Source organism: Prauserella shujinwangii (assembly GCF_003001955.1).
In the GTDB taxonomy this organism is placed as follows: domain Bacteria; phylum Actinomycetota; class Actinomycetes; order Mycobacteriales; family Pseudonocardiaceae; genus Qaidamihabitans; species Qaidamihabitans shujinwangii.
Map to the genome: position 1 here is coordinate 203,120 of NZ_PVNH01000005.1, position 14,405 is coordinate 217,524.

General features: G+C 70.2%; 15 protein-coding genes. 8 read left to right on the plus strand and 7 right to left on the minus strand.

The window, feature by feature from the left end:
- Positions 1-156: 156 nt before the first annotated feature.
- From B0I33_RS13700 to B0I33_RS13715, 4 genes are all read right to left on the minus strand, one after another.
- Complete coding sequence (locus B0I33_RS13700) at positions 157-873, minus strand: DUF6802 family protein (protein WP_106179131.1); 717 nt, start codon at positions 871-873, stop codon at positions 157-159.
- Between the two features lie 88 nt (positions 874-961).
- Positions 962-2,815, minus strand: coding sequence for a dynamin family protein (locus B0I33_RS13705; RefSeq protein WP_106179132.1), 1,854 nt, complete (start codon positions 2,813-2,815; stop codon positions 962-964).
- A 10-nt stretch (positions 2,816-2,825) separates the two neighbouring features.
- Positions 2,826-3,185: a nucleotide exchange factor GrpE gene (locus tag B0I33_RS13710; protein ID WP_425440473.1), complete on the minus strand. Its 360-nt coding sequence runs from the start codon at positions 3,183-3,185 to the stop codon at positions 2,826-2,828.
- A gap of 71 nt (positions 3,186-3,256) precedes the next feature.
- A complete protein-coding gene (locus B0I33_RS13715; RefSeq protein ID WP_106179134.1) occupies positions 3,257-4,873 on the minus strand; it encodes a dynamin family protein in 1,617 nt (538 codons plus the stop codon).
- A gap of 100 nt (positions 4,874-4,973) precedes the next feature.
- On the opposite strand from B0I33_RS13715, the gene B0I33_RS13720 reads away from it, so the two are divergent.
- The gene (locus B0I33_RS13720; RefSeq protein WP_425440481.1) at positions 4,974-6,161 is read left to right on the plus strand and encodes a sensor histidine kinase; all 1,188 of its coding nucleotides are present in this window, start codon (positions 4,974-4,976) and stop codon (positions 6,159-6,161) included.
- On the plus strand, positions 6,158-6,814 hold the full coding sequence (locus B0I33_RS13725) for a response regulator (protein WP_106179136.1): 657 nt from the start codon (positions 6,158-6,160) through the stop codon (positions 6,812-6,814). The genes B0I33_RS13720 and B0I33_RS13725 overlap by 4 nt, the downstream gene beginning before the upstream one ends.
- Here B0I33_RS13725 and B0I33_RS13730 read toward each other — a convergent pair.
- Positions 6,811-7,953 carry a helix-turn-helix domain-containing protein gene (locus tag B0I33_RS13730; protein ID WP_106179137.1) on the minus strand — a complete coding sequence of 381 codons (1,143 nt, stop codon included), beginning with the start codon at positions 7,951-7,953 and terminating at the stop codon, positions 6,811-6,813. The genes B0I33_RS13725 and B0I33_RS13730 overlap by 4 nt on opposite strands.
- The gene (locus B0I33_RS13735; protein ID WP_146147493.1) at positions 7,950-8,663 is read right to left on the minus strand and encodes a hypothetical protein; all 714 of its coding nucleotides are present in this window, start codon (positions 8,661-8,663) and stop codon (positions 7,950-7,952) included. The genes B0I33_RS13730 and B0I33_RS13735 overlap by 4 nt, the downstream gene beginning before the upstream one ends.
- Positions 8,664-8,936: 273 nt before the next feature.
- Between B0I33_RS13735 and B0I33_RS13740 the strand changes: the two genes are divergently transcribed.
- The 3 genes from B0I33_RS13740 to B0I33_RS13750 all read left to right on the plus strand — a co-directional run bounded on the left by B0I33_RS13740 (position 8,937) and on the right by B0I33_RS13750 (position 11,775).
- Complete coding sequence (locus B0I33_RS13740; RefSeq protein ID WP_106179139.1) at positions 8,937-9,878, plus strand: ABC transporter ATP-binding protein; 942 nt, start codon at positions 8,937-8,939, stop codon at positions 9,876-9,878.
- Between the two features lie 37 nt (positions 9,879-9,915).
- A complete protein-coding gene (locus tag B0I33_RS13745) occupies positions 9,916-10,683 on the plus strand; it encodes an ABC transporter permease (protein ID WP_106179140.1) in 768 nt (255 codons plus the stop codon).
- A gap of 165 nt (positions 10,684-10,848) precedes the next feature.
- Complete coding sequence (locus B0I33_RS13750; protein WP_106179141.1) at positions 10,849-11,775, plus strand: ABC transporter ATP-binding protein; 927 nt, start codon at positions 10,849-10,851, stop codon at positions 11,773-11,775.
- 21 nt (positions 11,776-11,796) lie between these two features.
- Here B0I33_RS13750 and B0I33_RS13755 read toward each other — a convergent pair whose 3' ends face one another.
- Positions 11,797-12,039 (minus strand): hypothetical protein, encoded by a 243-nt coding sequence (locus tag B0I33_RS13755; protein WP_245900663.1) that lies wholly within the window; start codon positions 12,037-12,039, stop codon positions 11,797-11,799.
- 150 nt (positions 12,040-12,189) lie between these two features.
- Here B0I33_RS13755 and B0I33_RS13760 point away from each other — a divergent pair, with 150 nt between their 5' ends.
- The 3 genes from B0I33_RS13760 (at position 12,190) to trmB (ending at position 14,401) form a co-directional block, all read left to right on the plus strand.
- Complete coding sequence (locus B0I33_RS13760; protein WP_106179142.1) at positions 12,190-12,936, plus strand: hypothetical protein; 747 nt, start codon at positions 12,190-12,192, stop codon at positions 12,934-12,936.
- A gap of 212 nt (positions 12,937-13,148) precedes the next feature.
- On the plus strand, positions 13,149-13,643 hold the full coding sequence (locus tag B0I33_RS13765) for a hypothetical protein (RefSeq protein ID WP_219927192.1): 495 nt from the start codon (positions 13,149-13,151) through the stop codon (positions 13,641-13,643).
- Between the two features lie 62 nt (positions 13,644-13,705).
- Entirely contained in the window at positions 13,706-14,401 is a 696-nt protein-coding gene (gene trmB / locus B0I33_RS13770; protein WP_106179143.1) for a tRNA (guanosine(46)-N7)-methyltransferase TrmB, read from the plus strand.
- Positions 14,402-14,405: the final 4 nt, after the last annotated feature.

The following is a 14,405-nucleotide window of genomic DNA, read 5'->3' on the forward strand; positions in this document are numbered from 1 at the left end:
TGTCGGTTCTCTCACAAGAACGATAAGGGAATCGATTCAGTTCTTGCTGAATCGCGCCAGCGAGAAAGACTTTCCTGCGTTAGCACAAAGGCCCGGCACTCGTTCGTGCCGGGCCTTCGCTCAATTGTCCGATTTGCGATTGTGCCGTGGTGACTCTCAGTTCTGGCTGATCCACTGGCCCGTCGCGGAGTCGATCTTGGCGACCCCCTCGACGGGCTCGCGGCCGCCGCCCCACGCGCTGTCGTTGCCGCCTTCGGGCTGGTCGGCGGCGCCCGCCCCCTCGACCTCGGTCCACTCGCCGTCGCCCGCGTGCTCGTACACGACCGAGTCACCGTGCTCGTCGATGACCACGGCCACGTCCGCCGAGCCGTCCCCGTCGACGTCGGTGAACGCGATCGTGCTGCCGTCCCCGGCGTCCACCACCGCGGTGTCGTTGACGCCGTCGGAGTCGGTGTCGACGGTGGCGGGACCGACCTCCCGCTCACCGTTCGGCATGTCGGCGGTGATGGCGCCACCCGCACCCGTCTGCGTCCCGATGTCCCCCGAACCACCGGAGCCGCCCGGCTCGACCGAGATCCAGTCGCCGCTCGCCTCGTCGTACTCGGCGTGCGCCACCACGTTGCCCTCGGCGTCGAGCTGGATGTACTCGTCCGCCGAGCCGTCGCCGTCGTTGTCGACGAACGCCTGGCCGCTGCCGTCGGAGTGCTCGATGACCGCCGTGTCCTGGACCCCGTCGTCGTCGATGTCGAAGTTGACGTCGGCCGTGTAGTCCTCGCCCTCGACGGTGACGGTCATCTCCGGCAGGTTCGCGGCGTCGTCAGTGGCAGCGGTGGCGTCGGTGGGACCCGCTCCACCACTCTCGTCGACCCACACGGGAACTCCCCCTCTGGTCGGGCTCGGCATGTCTCGTCTCGCTGGTTAGGACTCACGTTATTCCTGTTCGGTTCCCCGATCCAGCGCGTCAGCCCTCCCGGGGACGATCTCGCAGGGTGCGGATGCGGCCGAGCAGCGACTCGGCCCGCTCCCGGCCCTCGGCGACGTCCTTGAGCCGCTTCGTCACCTGCGTGAGCTGCCTGGACCGTTCCTGCGCGTCCAGCTTGATCGACTTGTCGACATCCTTGAGTTCGGCCTCGATCGCCTCGATGCGCCTGCTCAGCGCGTCGTCGAGGGCGAGCGAAAGCTGCTGTTCGGCCTCGATCAGCTGTTCGGCGACGAGCTGGTCCAGCATCGAGCGGGCGTCGGCGATCGACTCCACGAGCCACTGCTTCGTGTGCTGCTTGTCCGCGGCGTGCCTGCGGGTACGCGCCAGCCACCAGCCCGCGCCGAGGCCGATGACGATCGTCGCGGGCAGCACCACCGGGTTGAACAGGACGAACCCGGCGAGCGGGGCCGCGGCCAGCTTCGCCGCACCGGCGCCCCCGGACACCCCCATGAACACGAGCAACTTGTCCTCGGCGGTGGGGGGCCGCTTGTCCGGCGGGCGCAGCACCACCGGTGGCCCGCCCGCCCGCGCGAACTGGGCGCGGATGATCGCCAGCTCCTCGGCGGAGAACAGCTCGGCCAGCGCGGCGTCCGTGACGTGGTTGAGCCGGTGCGCGAGCAGCGCCGAGACGCGCTGGGAGATCGACTGCAGTGCCACGTCCACCTGCTGCGGCAGCGCCGCCAGCTCGTCCCGGGACGCCGAGTCGATCCGCTGCCGGAAGTACGACTGGGCGTCGCGCATCTGGCGGCTGGCCTCGTGCCCGATCTCGACCCGGGTGCGCTGGATCTCGCCGCGCAACTTGAGCTGCCATCCCCTCGTCGACGACCGGCGCTCGGCGGCCAGCTCGTCGCGGCGCTCGCGCAGCCGCTCGGCCTCGGACTCGCCCGAGGTCAACGCCCTGCGCTCGGCGGTCAGCCTGGCGTGTTGCTCGCCGAGCGCGCTGGACAGCGCCCGCAGCGTGTTCGCCTCGCCGAGCATCACCGAGCGGCCGAGCAGCAGCTCCTGCAGCGCCTCCTGAAGCTCGGTCACTCCCGACTTCTCCCGCAGCATGGCCGCGGCCTGCTCGTTGGGCGCCCGGCCGGCCAGCTCGAACATGCGCGCCGACACCGGATGGAACGTGGCGTCGGCGAACCGGGGCGCGTGCTCGGCCAGCAGCTCACGGTCGGCGTCGAGGATCTCGCGCCACCCCCGGAACTGGTCGGTCTTCGCCAGTGCGAACACCACGGTCTCGACCCGGTCGGCCAGCCTGCTCAAGAACCCCAGCTCGCTGGCCGTGAACGGGGCGGACGCGTCGACCACGAACAACAGGGCGGTCGCGTTGGCCGCGGCCTCCATCGCCAGCTCGCCGTGCGCCGCGTCGAGCCCGCCGACACCCGGCGTGTCCACCACCGAGACGCGCTCCAGCAGCGGGACGGGACCGGAAACCTCGACGTGCCGGGGCGGCAGCTGACCCTCCGGCAGCTCGTGCGACGCCGAAACCCAGCGGGTGAGCTCCTCCAGCGGGAACCCCACCGGAGCCAGCTGTCCGGGGTAGCAGGCCTGCGCGAGCCACTCCGGCGAGTGGTCGAAGACCAGGTAGGTGGCGGTGGCCACCTCCGCGTCGACGGGAGACAGCCCCGGGGTGGCGAGCAGGGCGTTGACCAGTGAGCTCTTGCCGCGGTTGGTCTCGCCGACCACCACCACCGACGGCTTCTTGGTGCGGGTGCGGCGCTGCTCCTCGACCCACTTCGCGGCCTGCGGGTCGAGCTCGCGCAGCAACGTCAGCAGCGCCTCCCTCGCCTGCCGGACCTGCGCGGGCAGCGCGGGCTTGCCGAGCGAGGGCGCCGTTGTCATGGGCCGGACACTAGCGCCTGGTGTAGACCGTCACCACGGGGGCGCGCAGCAGCCGTTCGTGGTCGGCGAAACCCACCACCTCGGTCTCGGCGACCGTGCCCTCCAGCGCGGGGTCCTCCGTCGGAACGGCTCCGCCCGCCTCGTGCCGGGCCGGGTCGAACCGTTCGCCGTCCGGACGCAGGGCCCGCACGCCGATCGCGGCGAGACCCTGCTCGATGCGTTCGGCCACACCCCCGCTGCGCGCCCGGTCCAGCGCGTACAGGCAGAGCTGGATGAGCGCCTGCCGGTCGGCGAGCGCCTGCTCGTGGTCGATCCGGTCGCCTGCGGCAAGTCCTACGGGCTCCACATCCGGCTTCGACGCCGTACCCACCGGTTCGGTTCCGGGGCTTTCCGAACCGCCGCCATGGCCGCCGCCCTCGCGATCCCGGCGAAACCACGAGCTCACCGTCGTCCTCCCGCCGGGTCCCTGAGCTGCTGCCAGATGAGGAAGTACGCCCGGTGCACGACGTGCGCCACCCTGCTCTGCGCCGGCGTGGCGCCGAACGAGGCGAACGAACGCCACCAGCCCGCTCGCTCCAGCGCGTACACCGCCAGGTCGGCCCTCGAACTGCCCGGCTTGCCGAGCTGCGCGGCGACGTCGGCGTTACTGCCGACCCGCAGCACCTCCTCGGCGAGGTCGTCCGGCATCTGCACCGCGCCGGACGCCACCAGGGTGAGCGCCTCCAGCACCCGCAGCTGGTGGGCCTCCGGCTTGGCGAGCAGCACCTCGATCGCGTCGTGCACCCGCTGCCGCTCGGCCTGGTTGCCCGAGGCGTGGGCCAGTGCGGTGATCGACGCGAGCGCGGCGGCCGCCTTGATGCCGTCGGCGCGCGCGGCGAACACGGTCCCGAGCCGGGACCGCACGCCGGCGAGGCCGGAGGCGTCGAGCAACGTCCTGCGCAGCGCGCCCGCGGTGATCCCCGGCTCGGCGCGGACGGCCTCGGTCGCCCTGCGGATGCCGTAGAGGTCGAGCTTCTCCAGCAGGCGTACCCGCAGGCCGGCGGGCACGTCGCACTCCCAGCTCGTGAACATGTCCGCCGAGACCAGCATCAGCTCCAGCGTCTCGTCGTCCAGCTCGGCGAGCTGCCGCAGCGCGTCGGCGTCGGCCGAGGTGAACCGGCCCGTCTCCGCCGACTCGGCGAGCAGGCCGATCACCGGCAGCACGTCGGCGACGCGGGGCTTGAGCAGGTCGGCCTGCTTGTGCGCGAGCAACGTCGCGGCCCGCCACACGTCACCGTCCGCACCGTCCACCGACTCGGGAGCGATCGTGTCCGCCTTGTTGAGCACGGCGATGGCGTTGACCGGCCCCGCCTCCCTGCTCGCCGTGGCCGCCGTGAACGCGGCGAGCGCCTGCCGGTCGTCGGCCCGGACGCCCTGCGTGACGACGTAGAGCACGGCCTCCGCCCCGGCGACGGCGTTGCGGGACGTCTCGTCCAGTTCGTCCGGTTCCTCGGCGTCCTCGGCCGGGTCCGGGTCGGCGGACCCGGCTCCGAGCAGCCGCTCGGTGCGGGACACCGAGGCCGCGTCGAGTGAACCCAGCCCCGGCGTGTCGATCACCGTCATGCCCTGCAGCAGCGCGCTCGTGAGGTACGCCTCGAGGTGGGACACCGTGGCGACGTCGACGCCCAGCTCGGCCGGGATCATGCCGTCCGCGGCGAACGGGAGCACCTGCCTGCGGCCGTCCCGGAACACCACCTCGATCCGGTCGACGGTGCCGTACTGGAACCGGGTGACCAGGCGGGTGCACTCGCCGATGTCGGTCGGCGCTACCCGGCGTCCGATCAGGGCGTTGACCAGCGTGGATTTGCCCGACTTGATCCGGCCCGCCACCGCGACCTGCAGCGGGCCGCCCAGCCTGCGCAGCACCTCGCCGAACCCGGCGGCCGTGCGGGCGGAGACCTGCGGCCGCAGGCGGTGGCACAGGTCCGCCACCGAGGCCGAGAGCGGCCCAGCCGACCGCCCCTGCTCCACCGCTGTCGTCACCGTGCCCCCTCTGTGTTCCCGCCCGCATCGTGCCATGCACGTCCTCCCTCGATCGCACCCAACGTGCTACTCCAGGCGGACGCGCGGGGACCGGGCGCGGCCTACTGTGGGTTCCGTGCGGCGGCTGAGTCTGTGGATGCGGGCGCACCCCATGGTGGGCGACAGCGTCATCGCGGTGATGCTCCTGCTGATCGACGTCGCCTTCTTCCTGACGGTCGGAGCCGTGCCGGAGGAGGCGAACGCGGAACCGGCGCCGTCGGTGGGCTGGTACGTGGCGCTGCCGGTCGACCTGGCGATGGTGCTGCCGCTGGTGTTCCGCCGGAAGCACCCGCTCGCCGTCGCGTACGCCCTGCTCGTGCTCGGTGCCGTGCACGCGAACCTCCAACTCGGCCTGTCCAGCCTGGTCGCCAGCTGCATCGGCGTCTACAGCGTGGTCGTGTACGTGGGCCGCAAGCACGGCGCGGTCTACCTCGCCCTGATGATCGTCGGGTCGGTGGCGCAGCTGGTGGTCCAGGGGCGGCAGGACTGGCTGGTCAACTCGATCGTCGCCGTGCTGCTGGTGGCGTTCTCCTGGCTGCTCGGCGAGTTCGTCGGCGCCCGGCGCGCCTACCAGGCCGAGGTCGAGGCACGCCTGCACCTGCTGGAGACCGAGCGTGACCAGGCGACCCGGATCGCGGTCGGCGAGGAACGCAGCCGGATCGCCCGCGAGCTGCACGACGTGGTGGCCCACGCGGTGAGCGTGATCGTCGTGCAGGCGGACGGCGCGTCGTACGCGATCCGCTCGCAGCCCGACGTGGCCGAACGGGCGGTGCGGACCATCTCCGAGACCGGGCGGAGCGCGCTGGCCGAGCTGCGCAGGCTGCTCGACGTGCTCCGCGACGAGGACGGCGGCGGCGAGCCCAGGCTGCCGCAGCCCAACGCGGCCGAGCTCGCGGAGCTGACCGAACGGGTACGGGCCGCGGGCCTGCCGGTGCGGCTGGAGCTGGACGGGGACCTCGCCGACCTCCCGGCAGGGGTGTCGCTCGGGGTGTACCGCATCGTGCAGGAGTCGCTGACGAACACGCTCAAACACGCGGGCAAGGGAGCGCGGGCGGAGGTACGGATCCGGCGGTCGGACGACTCCGTGCACGTCGAGGTGAGCGACGACGGCGCGGGCAGGGCACGGGCACTCGTGTCCACGCCCGGTGCGGAGAGCCGCGGCGGCAACGGCCTGATCGGCATGCGCGAGCGGGCGAACGTCTTCGGCGGCACCATGGCCGCCGGTCCGAGCCCCGGCGGTGGCTGGGTGGTGCGGGCCACGTTGCCCGTTAGGTTGGCGACATGATCACAGTCGTGGTGGTCGACGACCAGGAGCTCATGCGCGTCGGCTTTCGCATGGTGCTCGGCGCGCAGGACGACATCGAAGTCGTCGGCGAGGCCGGGGACGGTGCGGCCGCGGTGCGGCTGGCGGAGGAGCTGCGCCCGGACGTCGTGCTGATGGACGTGCGGATGCCCGTGCTCGACGGGGTGGAGGCCACCAAGCGGATCGTCGAGGCAGGCACCTCCCGCGTACTGGTGATGACCACGTTCGACCTGGACGAGTACGTGTACTCGGCACTGCAGGGCGGGGCGAGCGGCTTCCTGCTCAAGGACACTCCGCCCGACCACCTGGTCTCCGCACTGCGCTCCGTGGCCGAGGGCGACGCGGTGGTCTCGCCGACCGTGACGCGCAGGCTCCTCGACCGGTTCCTCGGCGGTGGTGCCGCGCCCGCCCGCGACGCCTCGGTGCTCGACGCGCTGACCGAACGCGAGCGGGAGGTCCTCGAGCTCGTCGCGAAGGGACTGTCGAACACGGAGATCGCGAGCCGGCTCTTCCTCTCCGAGGCGACCGTGAAGACGCACGTCGGGCGCATCCTCGCCAAGCTCGACCTGCGGGACCGCGTGCAGGCGGTGGTGCTCGCGTACGAGACCGGGCTGGCCCGTCCGGGCGTCACCTAGAGCGTCGAACGCTCAGAAGGGGTAACAGCATGACTTCGCCGCCGCTGGGACAGGTACACCACGTTGTCCGCGTCCGTGGGTGCGGCGGACCGGCCTTGCCTTGCTTTGCGCGGCAATTGATCTGGTTGCGCGTAACCGTCGAGCACGTCGAATGCAAGCTCCTGTGACCAGCCCGCGTCGTGAGCCATTAGTTCGACATTCGGCCCGGCACCGTAGTTGATCTCAGCGAGCTTACGGAATGCGCGAGGCTTCTCCTCGGGAACGAAACCCGGCTCCCTCCGATTCCAACCACGTTTACTGATCTGCTTGTACAAGCTCAAGGCACGATCAGAATCAATAAGGCCCAACTCCTTGGCGCGCCTCACCAACGCCTTGATGGAGACACCCCATTGCGTCTTGACCATAGTCAGACTGTTCAAAGTCGGACTGCGCGGAATCGAACCGGAGATACTGTGTCGTGGCATCAAGAGCTCACTGGCGAATTCATCCGCTTCGGCTTCGACATCTCGTCCCACCTGCCCCGTTCGATGGAGGACAAGATGGCCAAGCTCGTGCGCGACCGTGAACCTGACGCGATCCGCTGGCACGCCGCGCATCAGGGCGATAACTGGGGTGCCCTGACACCAAGCACTAAATCCATCGAGAGCCGGAACCGCAATAGGAAGGCAAAGCACCCGAGCACCGAGTCGCTCCACAGCCAGGACAAGGTATGGCAAAGGTTCGTCTTGGTTGAACCCAAGAGATTCCCTTACCCGATGCGCGGCCTCAACCGGGCGCTCGTTTTCGACGCCGGTCAGCCGTGCGGGAATAGCTGTCGTCCCGACACTGAGGCGCTGATACTCTTCGTTGACAAAGTTTGCCCACTCCATGGCCGAGTATCGGACCCTCTGCGGGACGCGGCTGCGCGCACGAAATTGCGGTGATAATGCAATGAGAGACTGAGCCGGTCGACGTTTCAAATACTCACTTGTGACGCCTAGCTCAACCGCCAACATCTCCGCAAGCTCTGCCCCGCAGACAATCTCGTCATTCTCTATGCGCGAGATGCGGTCCTGAGTCGACAAGACACGTTCAGCGAGTTCACTCTGCGTCAGCTGGTGCATGACACGGAGTTGCCGAACCCGCTGCCCGTAGATCATCGTTCGTCCGCTTCTCCAAGCCTCAGGTGCTCTTCTGCTGGCCGCAGCTCATCCAGGTCAGCAGCACTGAATGTGGCCATCTCCCGCTGGAGCGGGCCCGCCCAGTCGATACGCAGACTATCCACTCTGTGATCACCGGCGAGCGGACGCACCAGCGTCATCGTGGGGTAAAGCACACCACGATCCTCCGACCACAGCAACAGGATGTTGTCTGCCGGAAGACCATCGAGTGGCAGCACTGGTTCCTGCCGCCAGTACTTCTGTTTGCGCACTGATCTACCCGGCAGTGGGATCTCGTGCGCGGCGCCACCTGCTTCCCGCCGACTCGCCTTGAACATCCACAGCGAGAGCCGGTCGTACGCCAGCAGTAGCGCTGACATGGGTAGCAGCGGTCGGTCACCATCCTCATGGAGGACCATCAACCCGGCCTTGTTCAGGCGTTCCATCACCTCCCGGCGCGCCGTCGCCGCGTAGTAGTGCGGGTCGTGTTGCCGTTTGTACCCCCGCTCGCCATGTTCCCGTGCTGCCAGAGCGACCCCTTCGGTCACGCTGTCGAACAGCACGGGGACAACGGGCTGGAGCACCCGGAGAACCTGACTGTAAGAAATCACGCTCCATATTATGGCAACGCTTTTCACCACTGCCGGGCTCTCGATCGGCGTGTCGTCCGGTCTACCCAGCTCAGCGATACGCTCGCCGTTTGGCCCCATCGGGTGAGTCTCTGGCCACGGCACCGGCCGACGTGAGGGCGTGTCGCTCCCCGTTCCGGACGGCGTTCCCCGACCCGCCCGCGCCGAATGTCAGGGTCCGCTCAGGGTCATCACGGATCGTGTGGCACCCCTGTCGTCAGCCAGGCTACGACCAGAGATTGGCGCGAAGTTCGGACCACAGGATGACGCGCGAGCGCGCCGGGGTCCGAAACCATGTCAACACCGAGGCAACCGGGGGACAGCAGCGGCGAGAGCCGCACCGAGGAGGGAACGATGATCGAGGCGCACGGCCTCACCAAGCGTTACGGCAAGACGCTTGCCGTCGACGACCTGACGTTCAGCGTCGAGCCGGGCAGAGTCACGGGCTTCCTCGGCCCGAACGGCGCGGGCAAGTCGACGACCATGCGGATGATGCTCGGTCTGGACAACCCAACGGCGGGCCGGGTCACGATCAAGGGCAAGCCGTACCACGAGCTGCACCATCCACTCCGGACCGTCGGCGCCCTGCTCGACGCCAAGTGGGTGCACCCGAACCGCTCGGCGCGCGCGCACCTGACCTGGATGGCGAAGTCCAACCGCATCCCGCAGCGCCGCGTCGACGAGGTGCTGGACATCGTCGGGCTGACCAGCGTCGCGGGCAAGCGAGCGGGTGGCTTCTCGCTCGGTATGTCGCAGCGGCTCGGGATCGCCGGCGCCCTGCTCGGTGACCCGGAGGTGTTGCTGTTCGACGAGCCGGTCAACGGCCTGGACCCCGAGGGCATCCTCTGGATCCGCAAGTTCATGCACCGGCTGGCGGACGAGGGCCGCACCGTGTTCGTCTCCAGCCACCTGCTCTCGGAGATGGCGCTCACGGCGAGCGACCTGGTGGTGATCGGCAAGGGCAAGCTGATCTCGCAGAGCACCACCGACGAGTTCATCGCCCGCGCCACCGAGAACACGGTGAAGGTGCGCAGCCCGCAACTCGACGTGCTGCGCGGCGCGCTGACGGACGCCAGCGCCGAGATCGCCAGTGTGGACGACGGCCTGCTGGTCTCCGGAATGGACAGCGCGAAGATCGGGGAGATCGCCGCGGCCAACCGCGTCGTGCTGCACGAGCTGAGCCCGCAGCAGGGTTCGCTGGAGCAGGCGTTCATGCAGATCACCGGCGACTCCGTCGAGTACCACACCGGGCTGGAGACCGAGGCCGAACAGGTCCTCTCCGCCACCGCCCGCTGACCGCAGACCTCATCCACAGCCGAACCAGAGGAAAGACATGACTCTGCTCGCAGTCGAACGCATCAAGCTGTTCAGCACGCGCTCGCCGTGGTGGTGCGCGGTCGCCGCGCTCGTCCTCACCACCGGCTTCACCGCGCTCGTCGTCGGCAACGCCGACGAGGAGTTCCCGGCCACCGTCGCCAGCACCCAGTTCGGGTACTCCTTCGGCCTCGCCGTGATCATGGTGCTCGCCGCGCTGGCGGTGACCACCGAGTACCGCTTCGGCACGATCCGCACCACGTTCCAGGCCATCCCCAACCGCACGGCGGCGCTGCTGGCCAAGACCACCGTGGTGGCGCTGCTCAGCCTCGTGATCGGCGAGATCGTGGCGTTCGCCAGCTGGGGCCTCTCCCTGCTGCTGCAGCCCCAGGCCGACCTCGCCCTCAACAGCACCGCCGACTGGATCAACGTGGCCGGGGTGGGCCCGGTGTACGCCTTCGCCGCGGTGATGGCCGTCGCGGTGGGCATCCTCGTCCGGCACAGTGCGGGCGCGATCTCCCTGCTGCTGATCTACAACCTGGCCGTCGAGAGCCTCGTGTCGCTGATCCCGAACATCGGGGACGACATCTACGAGTGGATGCCGTTCAACGTCGCCAACAAGTTCCTCACCGGTGCCGGCGCGTCGAACGCGGGCCGCGCGGCCGAGGCGGGCGCCCCGATGTCGACCTCGCCGCTGAGCCCCGGCTGGGCACTGGCGTACTTCGCCGGCGTCGCGCTGGTGCTGCTGGGGATCGCGATCGCGTCGGCCAGGCGCAGGGACGCGTAGCCGGATCCACGGTCCCACCACAGGAGCACCCGGCCGACTTTCTCGGGGATCGGCACCGGCCGGGTATCGGGGAAACGGAGGCCCGGGCCGCATTCGGGGGCGGCCCGGGCCTCCTCCGTGCCGTATCTGTGGCCACCTCCGGTGATCACTGGCACGATCGGGGGTGTGATCGAGGCGGCGGGACTGACCAAGCGCTACGGCAGCACGCTCGCGGTGGACGACCTGTCGTTCCACGTCGAGCCGGGCCGCGTGACCGGCTTCCTCGGCCCCAACGGCGCGGGCAAGTCCACGACGATGCGGATGATCCTGGGGCTGGACAACCCCACGGCGGGAGACGTCCGGATCAAGGGACAGCACTACCGCGACCTCAACCGTCCACTGCGCACGGTCGGTGCGCTGCTGGAGGCGGCGTGGCGGCATCCGGGCCGCTCGGCCCGCAACCACCTGCGCTGGATCGCCCGGTCGAACGAGATCCCCCAACGGCGCGTGGACGAGGTGCTCGAACTCGTCGGCCTCACCAGCGTGGCGAAGAAGAAGGCAGGCGGGTTCTCCCTCGGCATGCTGCAGCGGCTCGGCATCGCCTCGGCGCTGCTCGGCGACCCCGAGGTGCTGCTGTTCGACGAGCCGGTCAACGGGCTCGACCCCGAGGGCATCCACTGGATCCGGCAGCTCATGCAGGCACTCGCCGCGGAGGGCCGCACGGTGTTCGTGTCGAGCCACCTGCTCTCGGAGATGTCCCAGACGGCCCAGGACCTGGTGGTGATCGGCCGGGGGAAGCTGATCTACCAGGGCACCACCGAGGACTTCATCGACCGCGCCACCCACCAGTCGGTGCGCGTGCGCAGCCCGCAGCTGGCCGAGCTCCGGGAGGCGCTGACGCGGCAGGGGGCTCAGGTCGACGAGGACGACGGCACGCTGACCGTGTCCGGAATGGACAGTGACGCGATCGGCGAGCTGGCGTTCGCCACGGGGGCCACCCTGCACGAGCTGAGCCCGAGGCGCGGGTCGCTCGAGGAGGCGTTCATGCAGCTCACCGGCGAAGCCGTGGAGTACCACGCGGGCGACCACGGTGCCGCGCCTGAGACGACCTGACGCCCGGACCGGCGCGAGCCACTACTCCTCCATCGACCGCCGGATCTCGTCCAGGCGTTCGCGGGCGGCCCGGTTCCGCTCGGCCATCCGCTGGTCGAGCTGCTCGGCTTCCGGCGTGCCCTCGGCCAGCTCGGTCGCTCCGGTCGCGGTCGCGAACCGGTTCTCGATGCGGTCGCGCACGTAGTCGAAGTTCGGCACCCCGTCGCCGGTGTAGTCGCCCTCGGGCGCGTCCGGCACCGGGTCGCCGTTCGGATCGGTGTCCACTCCACCATTGTGGGGGATGGTGGCCGCGGTGCCGGTTCCGCGCTCGGCACGTTCGCCCAGAAACGATACGGTGGCCGGGCACAGCTCGTTCGAGGAGGCGTTGATGTGGCGCACCGGTACAGCCGTCGACCACCGCGCCGGGTGCCGCGCATGATCACGATGCTCGCCGTCGAGCGGATCAAACTGCTCACCACGCAGGCGGCCTGGTGGACCGTGGCGATCGCGGTGGTGGCCTCCCTCGGCTTCGCCGCGCTGTTCGTCGGCTTCGCCGGGGAGGAGATCGGCCTGACCGTCGGCTCGGTGCAGACCGGGGCCGCGTTCGGGCGCACCGTCATGCTCGTGCTCGGCGTGCTGGCCGTGACCACCGAGTACCACTGGGGGACCATCCGCACCACGTTCCAGGCGGTGCCGGCGCGGGTCCCCGCGCTGGTCGCGAAGGCGGTGGTGGTCGGCACGCTGTCCGCCGTCGTCGGGCTGGTGGTCGGTTTCGGCTCGTGGGGGCTCGCGCTGGTGCTCGCTCCGGGAGCGGAACTGGCGCTGGACGGCGGGGCGGACTGGCGCGCGGTGGCCGGGCAGGGAGCGGTGTACCTGTTCACGGCCGTGCTCGGCGTCGGCGTCGGGTTGCTGCTGCGGAGTACCGCGCTGGGCCTCGCGATCGCGCTCGTGTGGACCCAGCTCGTCGAGGGCCTGGTGGTGCTCATTCCCGGGGTCGGCGACGACATCTACGTGTGGCTGCCGTTCCACGCGGCGGGCCAGTTCCTCGGCAGCAATCTCGGCGGGCCGGAGTTCGGACTGCGGGAGCCGCTCGGGCCGCTCGGCTACGGCGCCTACTTCGCCGCGATCTGCCTCGCCGTGCTGGTGGCGGGGGTGTGGTCCGCGCGGCGGCGCGACGCATGAGCCGGATGGCCCTCCACCTGCGTAAATACTGCGTAAAACGGTTGTGAGGTCTCCCACGAGTAGCACCGGTGAGCCTCGGGGACCGGGACGATGGAGTGATCCCGTCACGGAAACCTTGGAGGTGACCCTTGACGGTGGCAGAAATCGACTTCGACGGTGCCGCGCAGGGCAGCCCGCACCGGCGATTCAACCAGGCGCCCCGGCTCGAACCCATGGTCGAGCTCGAATGGTCCCGCGCGATCGAGCTCCCCAGGTCCGCCATCTCCGCCACGGAACCCGCGGGGCTGCGGTACGCGTGGGTGCACCGCGCGCCGGAGCAGCGTGTGCTCGACCTCTACCACGCGGCGCTGGCGAGCGACGACCCCGTGCCCTCGCCCTGGTGGTTGCGGGCGCTGGCCAGGGGTGAGCTCGAGTCGCGGACCGACGCCTTCCGCGTCGAGGACCGCGTCCACCGGCTGCTCTCGTCCCGCCCCGGCTGGGAGTTCGTGCCGTGGGCCGCGGACGGCGAGTCCGGCTACTGGGAGTTCATGCCCTCGGAGGGCGGCCGCGCCGGCTACCGCATCCCCACCACGGTCCTGCACACCGACCGGCACCAGGGCTGGATCGACGTGCTGCCCGCACACCACAGCAGCGCCCCCCAGCCGATCGCGGTCGCCGGCCTCGCCGGGCTGCGCGCCAGGCTGGGCGAGTTCGAAGCCGTGCGCTGAGCGGCTGCCGTCGCGCGGGCCTCGGGGCGGACGGCGGCGCACCGCTGGTTAGGGTGCCGCTCGTGGAGAGCGAGCAGCAGCCGCGGATGCGCAGCGTGGTCAGCTACGTCAAGCGGGGCGGGCGAATGACCGCAGGCCAGCAGCGGGCGTGGGAACAGCTGTGGCCGTCGACGGGCCGAGCCGTGTCCGAGCTGGAGCCGGGACCGGTCGACTTCGACGCCTGGTTCGGCCGGGCCGCGCCGGTCATCCTCGAGATCGGTTCGGGGATGGGGGAGACCACCGCACAGCTCGCCGCGGCCGCGCCGGAAGTCAACTACGTCGCCGCCGAGGTCTACGAGGCCGGGATCGGCCAGCTCCTGCTGCGGGCCGAGAAGCTCGGGGTGGGCAACCTGCGGGTGCTGCACGGGGACGCCGTCGTGCTGCTCTCCCGGCACGTCGCACCCGCTGCACTCGCGGCCGTGCGGATCTTCTTCCCCGATCCGTGGCCGAAGAAGCGGCACCACAAGCGGCGGCTGATCCAACCGGGTTTCGTCTCGCTCGTCGCCTCGCGCCTGGCCGGGGGCGGCACCCTGCACCTGGCGACGGACTGGGCGGACTACGCCGAGCAGATGCTCGAGGTGTGCTCGGCCGAGCCGAAGCTGCGCAACCGGTTCGACCGCTGGGCGCCGCGGCCGGAATGGCGACCGGTGACGAAGTTCGAGCGGCGCGCCGAGGAGGAGGGCCGCACCAGCCACGACCTCATCTTCGTCCGCGAGTAGCCGG

What these genes read in the sequence shown, in the direction of transcription:
- B0I33_RS13705 (WP_106179132.1), bottom strand. Translation starts at nt 2,815, where the DNA reads ATGACAACGGCGCCCTCGCTCGGCAAGCCCGCGCTGCCCGCGCAGGTC.
- B0I33_RS13715 (WP_106179134.1), bottom strand. Translation starts at nt 4,873, where the DNA reads ATGGCACGATGCGGGCGGGAACACAGAGGGGGCACGGTGACGACAGCG.
- B0I33_RS13720 (WP_425440481.1), top strand. Translation starts at nt 4,974, where the DNA reads ATGCGGGCGCACCCCATGGTGGGCGACAGCGTCATCGCGGTGATGCTC.
- B0I33_RS13725 (WP_106179136.1), top strand. Translation starts at nt 6,158, where the DNA reads ATGATCACAGTCGTGGTGGTCGACGACCAGGAGCTCATGCGCGTCGGC.
- B0I33_RS13730 (WP_106179137.1), bottom strand. Translation starts at nt 7,953, where the DNA reads ATGATCTACGGGCAGCGGGTTCGGCAACTCCGTGTCATGCACCAGCTG.
- B0I33_RS13735 (WP_146147493.1), bottom strand. Translation starts at nt 8,663, where the DNA reads ATGGGGCCAAACGGCGAGCGTATCGCTGAGCTGGGTAGACCGGACGAC.
- B0I33_RS13740 (WP_106179139.1), top strand. Translation starts at nt 8,937, where the DNA reads ATGATCGAGGCGCACGGCCTCACCAAGCGTTACGGCAAGACGCTTGCC.
- B0I33_RS13745 (WP_106179140.1), top strand. Translation starts at nt 9,916, where the DNA reads ATGACTCTGCTCGCAGTCGAACGCATCAAGCTGTTCAGCACGCGCTCG.
- B0I33_RS13760 (WP_106179142.1), top strand. Translation starts at nt 12,190, where the DNA reads ATGATCACGATGCTCGCCGTCGAGCGGATCAAACTGCTCACCACGCAG.
- B0I33_RS13765 (WP_219927192.1), top strand. Translation starts at nt 13,149, where the DNA reads ATGGTCGAGCTCGAATGGTCCCGCGCGATCGAGCTCCCCAGGTCCGCC.